The sequence below is a fragment of the Pseudomonas sp. genome (genome assembly GCF_049645325.1).
In the GTDB taxonomy this organism is placed as follows: Bacteria; Pseudomonadota; Gammaproteobacteria; order Pseudomonadales; family Pseudomonadaceae; genus Aquipseudomonas.
The window spans coordinates 1-6,586 of record NZ_JBARTQ010000634.1 but is presented as its reverse complement, the minus strand read 5'-3'; the positions used below and the strand labels follow the sequence as shown (position 1 = coordinate 6,586).

The following is a 6,586-nucleotide window of genomic DNA, read 5'->3' as shown; positions in this document are numbered from 1 at the left end:
ATTCGCGAGCAAGCCCGCTCCCACACGTTTTTGTTTGCCTCTGGAGACCCCATGGCCAACGCCTTGCCCGACCTGAAACTCCTGCGCATTTTCGTCAGCGTCGTGCGCCACCAGGGGTTCGCCAACGCCCAGCACGAACTCAACCTGTCGACGTCGGCCATCAGTACTTACATGAGCCAGTTGGAATCGGCATTGGGCCTGGTGCTGTGCCATCGCGGGCGGGGCGGGTTCAGCCTGACCAGCAAAGGCGAGTTGTTTCATCAGGAAACCTTGCGGCTGCTGGGCGAACTGGAAGGCTTCGAGCAATACGCCGCTGCCCTCAAGGGCGAATTGCGCGGCACGCTCAAGCTGGGCGTGCTCGACTCCACCGTCAGCGACAAAGCCTTGCCGTTCGCCGAGGTCATCGGTGCCTACAGCCTGGAACACCCGGCGGTGCACCTGCATTTGTCGGTCATGAGCCCTTACGAATTGCAGTTGGGGGTGCAGGACAACCGCCTCGACCTGGCCATCGGCGCCTTCTCCAACCGCATGAGCGGGCTGATCTATATGCCGCTGTACCGCGAACAGCACTGGCTGTATTGCAGCACGCGGCATCCTTTATTCAACGAGCGGCGCATCCCCGAGCAAGTCATCACCCAGCAACGCATGGTCGGCCGTGGCTACTGGAGCCAGGCTGAACTGGCCCGGCACGGCTTCAAACACAGCGCCGCGACGGTGGAAAGCATGGAGGCGCAGCTGATTCTGGTGCTGTCCGGCGCCTACATCGGCTATTTGCCCGAGCACTACGCCCAGGCGTGGGCCGACAAGGGCGACTTGCGCGTGCTGCTGCCGGCCACCTTCGGCTATCAGGCGCCGTTCTCGATGATCATGCGCCGTGGGCGCAGCCGTGAACCGCTGATCCAGACGTTCCGTGATTTGCTCAAAGCCCAGCTCAATCAGGCCTGAAGAATATGTCCCGACCCCAGTGTTCCCGTTGCCTCAGGCCTGTCACCCATTGTCTGTGCCCTTTGATCCCCAGCCTCGACAGCCGCACCCGTGTGTTGCTGTTGCAGCACCCGAGCGAGGTCAACCATGCGCTGAATACCGCGCGGCTGGCGGCGTTGGGCTTGAACAATGCGCAGTTGGTGGTGGGAGAGGTGTTTGATGATTTGGAGACCTTGTTGAGCCCGCCGGGTTATCGGGCTTGCCTGTTGTTTCCCGCTGACGACGCACAGCCGCTGAACGCTTATGCGCCCAGTGACAAGCCGCTACTGCTGGTGGTCCCCGACGGCACCTGGCGCAAGGCGCGCAAGTTGTTGCACCTCAACCCATTGCTGGCGGCGTTGCCTCGGGTGACATTGGCGGCGGGCGCGGTTTCTCGCTATCGGCTGCGCAAGGCACCCGGGCCTGGGGCTTTGTCGACGGTGGAGGCGATTGTGCAGGCATTGCAGGTGCTGGAGGCGCCAAGGTCCTTTGATGCACTGCTCAAGCCATTTGAAGCGTTGATTGAGGGGCAGATTGCGGCGATGGGGGAGGAGGTTTTCCAGAAAAATCATGGCGACGGGACGATGCATTAGCAGGTTCACCGAGGCGCAGCCATCGCAGGCAAGCCAGCTCCCACAGGGCGGCGATTATCCGGTCCACATGATGCCCTCCCAATCACCACACGCCTTGCTTATTCCTTAAAGCCATAAGCACCATACTTTGCGTGATATGGCCCGCCAGCCTTTCCCGGTATGATGTCCGCCCCCGCAGTCTGGATTGCGAATACGCCATGACCTTGCAGTACCCTACAATCGCCGATTGCGTCGGCAACACGCCCCTGGTCCGCTTGCAACGCATGGCGGGTGAAACCAGCAATACCCTGTTGCTCAAGCTGGAAGGGAACAACCCGGCCGGCTCTGTGAAGGACCGCCCGGCGCTGTCGATGATTACCCGCGCCGAGCTGCGCGGGCAGATCAAGCCCGGCGACACGCTGATCGAAGCCACCTCCGGCAACACCGGGATCGCCCTGGCCATGGCCGCCGCGATCAAGGGTTACAAGATGGTGCTGATCATGCCCGACAACGGCAGTGCCGAGCGCAAGGCGGCGATGACCGCCTACGGCGCCGAGTTGGTGCTGGTCACCCAGGAAGAAGGTATGGAAGGCGCGCGCGACCTCGCCGAGCGCATGGCCGCCGAAGGCCGTGGCCAGGTGCTGGATCAGTTCGCCAATGGCGACAACCCTGAAGCGCACTACACCACCACCGGCCCGGAAATCTGGCGCCAGACCCAGGGCACCATTACCCATTTCGTCAGCTCCATGGGCACCACCGGCACCATCATGGGCAATTCGCGCTACCTCAAGGAGCAGAACCCGGCGATCCAGATCGTTGGCCTGCAACCGATGGAAGGCGCGTCCATCCCGGGTATTCGCCGCTGGCCCGAAGAGTATCTGCCAAAGATTTACAACGCGACGCGCGTGGACCGCATCATCGACATGGCCCAGCGCGAAGCCGAAGACACCACCCGCCGCCTGGCGCGTGAAGAAGGCATCTTCTGCGGCGTGTCCTCCGGGGGCGCCGTGGCCGGTATGTTGCGTTTGTCCAAAGAAGTGGAAAACGCGGTGATCGTCGCGATCATCTGTGACCGAGGCGACCGTTACTTGTCGACCGGCATTTTCGACGAACCCAACTGATGGCCAAGCACGAGAGAGGCCTGCGCTTCCAACCGACGGGCGGCAGCCGGGCCCCGCAGATCCCCGTGGGCAAGAAACAACGCCTGACCATCGAGCGCCTGGCCAACGACGGCCGTGGCATCGCGTTCTTTGAAGGTCGCACCTGGTTTGTGAATGGCGCGCTGGCCGGCGAAGAGGTGGAAGCGCGGGTGTTGGGCGCCCACGGCAAAGTGGTCGAGGCCCGCACCGAGCGTGTGTTCAAGGCCAGCGAGCTGCGCCGGCCGGCGCCCTGTGCGCATTTCGGCCGTTGCGGCGGTTGCAGCGTGCAACATTTGCCCCACGCCGAACAACTTGCCCTTAAACAGCGCATGCTTGCAGAACAACTGTCCCGCGTGGCCGGTGTTGAACCGCAAGAGTGGGCCGCGCCTTTGAGCGGGCCGGAATTCGCATACCGTCGTCGCGCCCGCGTGGCCGTGCGCTGGGACGCCAAGGCGAAACACCTGGAAGTAGGTTTTCGTGCAGTGGCCAGCCAGGACATCATCGCCATCGACGACTGCCCGGTACTGGTACAGGCCTTGCAAACGATCATGCAGCGTTTGCCGAACATGCTGCGCCGCCTGAGCAAACCGCAGGCCTTGGGGCATGTGGAGTTGTTCAGCGGTTCATCCGTTGCGGTGTTGCTGCGGCACATGGCGCCGCTGTCGGAAGCGGACCTGCTGATATTGAAAGAATTCTGCACCTTCCATGACGCGCAATTGTGGCTGCATGGCGAGGGCCAGCCGGAGCCGGTGGACGCGGATGCTGCGTTGGGCTTTCGGTTGGAACCGTGGGACCTGGAGCTGGCCTATCGCCCGGGAGACTTCGTGCAGGTCAACGCCTCGGTCAACGAGGCGATGGTCGCGCAGGCCCTCGAATGGCTGGCGCCACAGCCCGAAGATCGGGTGCTGGACTTGTTTTGCGGGTTGGGCAATTTCGCCTTGCCGCTGGCCAGGCACGTACGTGAAGTGGTGGCGGTAGAAGGCGTGCAGAGCATGGTTGATCGGGCCGCACGCAATGCCGTCAGCAACAATTTGCATAATGCGCAGTTTTTTCAGGCCGATTTGTCCCAGCCTTTGACCGACGCGGTATGGGCCAAACAGGGCTTTTCTGCGGTACTCTTGGACCCACCCCGTGATGGTGCCCTGGAGGTCGTGCGCAAGCTCGCCACCCTGGGGGCCAAGCGCCTGGTGTATGTGTCCTGCAATCCGGCAACGCTGGCGCGGGACACGGTTGAGTTGGTCAAGCAAGGCTACCGGCTAAAGCGTGCCGGGATCCTCGACATGTTTCCGCAAACAGCACATGTCGAGGCCATGGCGTTATTTGAAGCGGGCTAGGATGCCCGTTTAATCCGACTGGCCTGTAGTCTCCTGGGCCGTGACCTGTCAGGGAGTTGTACGTAGCCTAGGGTTGCGAGGCTATGGTTATGCAGCAGGTCAGCGATGATTTCTGGCGCATCAAAGATGCGTCGTAGGGAAGGTAAGCAAGATGGTACAGGTGAGAGCACACCAGCCGATCAACACCGACGGCAGTATCAATCTCGAGGCATGGCTGGATCATGCCGTCAGTGTCGACCCGGCACTGGACCGTGAAGCCTTGAAGGCCGCCTGCGAGTTCGCTCGTGAGTCGGAGCAGCAAAACAATGCGGCCAAGAACCTGTGGGCCGAAGGCACTTCAAGCTTTCGCACCGGGTTGGAAATCGCTGAGATCCTCGCCGATCTCAAGCTGGACCAGGATTCGCTGATCGCCGCCGTGCTCTATCGCGGTGTTCGCGAAGGGCATATTCAGTTGCCCATGGTTGGCCAGCGGTTTGGCGCCGTGGTCGCCAAGCTGATCGACGGCGTGCTGCGCATGGCCGCCATCAGCGCCAGCCTCAGCCCGCGCCAGTCCATGGTGCTGGGCACTCAGGGGCAGGTCGAAAACCTGCGCAAGATGCTGGTGGCGATGGTTGACGACGTGCGTGTGGCACTGATCAAACTCGCCGAGCGCACTTGCGCGATCCGTGCGGTGAAGACCGCCGACGACGAGAAGCGCAACCGCGTCGCCCGCGAAGTCTTCGACATCTACGCGCCGCTGGCGCACCGCCTGGGTATCGGCCATATCAAGTGGGAGCTGGAGGACTTGTCCTTTCGCTACCTCGAACCCGACCAATACAAACAGATCGCCACGTTGCTGCACGAGCGGCGGCTCGACCGTGAGCGCTTTATCAGCGACGTGATGGGCCAGTTGCGTTCCGAGTTGCAGGCCACCGGCGTGGACGCGGACATCAGCGGCCGCGCCAAACACATCTATTCCATCTGGCGCAAAATGCAGCGCAAAGGCCTGGCGTTCAGCCAGATCTACGACGTGCGCGCCGTGCGTGTGCTGGTGCCGGAAATGCGCGACTGCTACACCGCGCTTGGTATCGTCCACACCCTGTGGCGGCATATTCCCAAAGAGTTTGACGACTACATCGCCAACCCCAAGGAAAACGGCTATCGCTCGCTGCACACTGCGGTGATCGGCCCCGAGGGCAAGGTGCTGGAAGTGCAGATCCGCACCCACGCCATGCACGAAGAGGCGGAGCTTGGGGTGTGTGCGCACTGGCGTTACAAGGGCACCGACGTCAAGGCCGGGTCCAACCAGTACGAAGAGAAAATTTCCTGGCTGCGCCAAGTGCTGGAATGGCACGAAGAACTCGGCGATATCGGCGGCCTGGCCGAGCAGTTGCGGGTGGATATCGAGCCGGACCGGGTCTATATCTTCACCCCCGACGGCCACGCCATCGACTTGCCAAAAGGCTCCACGCCGCTGGACTTCGCGTACCGCGTGCACACCGAAATCGGCCACAACTGCCGGGGCGCGAAGATCAACGGGCGCATCGTGCCGCTCAACTACAGCCTGCAAACCGGTGAGCAGGTCGAGATCATCACCAGCAAACACGGCACGCCGAGCCGCGACTGGCTGAACCCGAACCTGGGTTACATCACCACCTCGCGGGCGCGGGCGAAAATCGTCCACTGGTTCAAATTGCAGGCGCGCGACCAGAACGTCGCGGCCGGCAAGACCTTGCTCGAACGTGAATTGGCGCGCCTGGGCTTGCCTCAGGTGGACTTCGACAAGCTGGCCGAAAAGGCCAACATGAAGATTGCCGAAGACATGTTTGCGGCCTTGGGCGCCGGCGACCTGCGCCTGGCGCAACTGGTCAACCTGGCGCAGCAACTGGTCGAACCGGAGCGCGGCAGCGAACAGCTGGAGTTGATCCCACGCAAAGCCACCGGCTACAAGCCGGGCAAGCGCGGCGACATCCAGATCCAGGGCGTGGGCAACCTGATGACGCAAATGGCCGGCTGCTGCCAGCCGTTGCCGGGCGATGCCATCGTCGGCTACATCACCCAGGGCCGTGGCGTGAGCATTCACCGCCAGGATTGCGCCTCGGTGCTGCAGCTGGGCGGGCGTGAGCCGGAGCGGATCATCCAGGTCAGCTGGGGCCCGGTGCCGGTGCTCACCTACCCGGTGGACATTGTGATCCGTGCCTACGACCGTTCCGGCTTGCTGCGTGACGTTTCGCAAGTGCTGCTCAATGAGCGGATCAACGTGCTGGCGGTCAACACCCGCTCGAACAAAGAGGACAACACTGCGTTGATGTCCCTGACCATCGAGATTCCGGGGCTGGACGCGCTGGGCCGGTTGCTGGGGCGGATTTCGCAGTTGCCGAATATCATTGAGACTCACCGTAACCGCACGCCTTGATGCGGTCCGAAAGTGCGGTGACTGCTTTCTGTGGGAGCCGGGCTTGTGTGGGAGCTGGCTTGCCTGCGATGCAGACGCCTCGGTTTTTCAGATAGACCGAGTCGATGCTATCGCAGGCAAGCCAGCTCCCACATAGAAATGGACAGAGATTGATCAATGTATTCACTTGAAGACCTGCTGCAC

5 protein-coding genes are annotated in these 6,586 nt (G+C 62.2%); all 5 read left to right on the top strand.

Going from position 1 to position 6,586, the window contains the following annotated elements; translation table 11 throughout:
• Positions 1-51: 51 nt before the first annotated feature.
• The 5 genes from WBB95_RS26980 to relA all read left to right on the top strand — a co-directional run bounded on the left by WBB95_RS26980 (position 52) and on the right by relA (position 6,403).
• Positions 52-945, top strand: coding sequence for a LysR family transcriptional regulator (locus tag WBB95_RS26980; RefSeq protein WP_017134867.1), 894 nt, complete (start codon positions 52-54; stop codon positions 943-945).
• Positions 946-950: 5 nt separating this feature from the next.
• Positions 951-1,556, top strand: coding sequence for a tRNA-uridine aminocarboxypropyltransferase (locus WBB95_RS26975; protein WP_424490351.1), 606 nt, complete (start codon positions 951-953; stop codon positions 1,554-1,556).
• 197 nt (positions 1,557-1,753) lie between these two features.
• Entirely contained in the window at positions 1,754-2,656 is a 903-nt protein-coding gene (cysM, locus tag WBB95_RS26970) for a cysteine synthase CysM (RefSeq protein WP_253397781.1), read from the top strand.
• Positions 2,656-4,008 carry a 23S rRNA (uracil(1939)-C(5))-methyltransferase RlmD gene (rlmD, locus tag WBB95_RS26965; RefSeq protein ID WP_424490350.1) on the top strand — a complete coding sequence of 451 codons (1,353 nt, stop codon included), beginning with the start codon at positions 2,656-2,658 and terminating at the stop codon, positions 4,006-4,008. Before cysM ends, rlmD begins: the two co-directional genes overlap by 1 nt.
• Before the next feature lie 151 nt (positions 4,009-4,159).
• On the top strand, positions 4,160-6,403 hold the full coding sequence (gene relA / locus WBB95_RS26960) for a GTP diphosphokinase (protein WP_424490349.1): 2,244 nt from the start codon (positions 4,160-4,162) through the stop codon (positions 6,401-6,403).
• Positions 6,404-6,586 lie beyond the last annotated feature (183 nt).